The organism is Neobacillus paridis (assembly GCF_016765675.1).
In the GTDB taxonomy this organism is placed as follows: Bacteria; Bacillota; Bacilli; order Bacillales; family Cytobacillaceae; genus Neobacillus; species Neobacillus paridis.
On sequence record NZ_JAESWB010000237.1, the window covers coordinates 1 to 573 of the forward strand.

The window sequence follows — 573 nt, forward strand, 5'->3', positions numbered from 1 at the left end:
CCGGATCGCCGCACAACGATGGCAAGACGACCTGCAACGCGCCCAAGCGCTCTGGCAGTGCATCGAGGCGGCAGATGGTTTCCTTGTCGAAGATGGCAAGGTAGCGGCACTGCGACCGGTGTCGAGTGTGTCGCAGGAAGTCGAGCGGCTGATCATGCGACAGGCCTGCAGCTGGCTCGGCGTCGATCCGGACAGCGACTGCCGCCGTCCACGGGGCAGGCCGCGAGGCGCTGGCGAAGAGGGCGACTTCATTCTTGTTGAGGTCAATGAAAGCAATGAAGTCATCGGCCGGCTGAAAAAGGACTTCATGGGCGTGCGGGCCGGCACCGATCTTGCCGAGCTTGGGCTCTTGCGGCTGATCGAGATCCTCGGCGCTTTGCGAACGCAGGGGCTGGACGTTGATGCCGAATACCTGGAAGCGTATCTTGATGCGGCGGCGCCGGATTGGCGGACACAGGGGGCATCGTATGCGGCTGGCGCTGAAAGTGGCGAGGGCATCACGCCAGATCCGTATGAAGTGCTTGGCGTGCCGCGTGACGCGCCCATGGAAGATATCGTCAAGGCGTATCGGCG

The 573-nt window shown here is 63.2% G+C and carries 1 protein-coding gene; it reads left to right on the forward strand.

Features of this window, described 5'->3' with window-relative positions; all coding sequences use genetic code 11:
• Nucleotides 1-573 (forward strand): J domain-containing protein (locus tag JK635_RS28640; protein WP_202655042.1); only part of this gene is annotated, 573 nt, incomplete at both ends.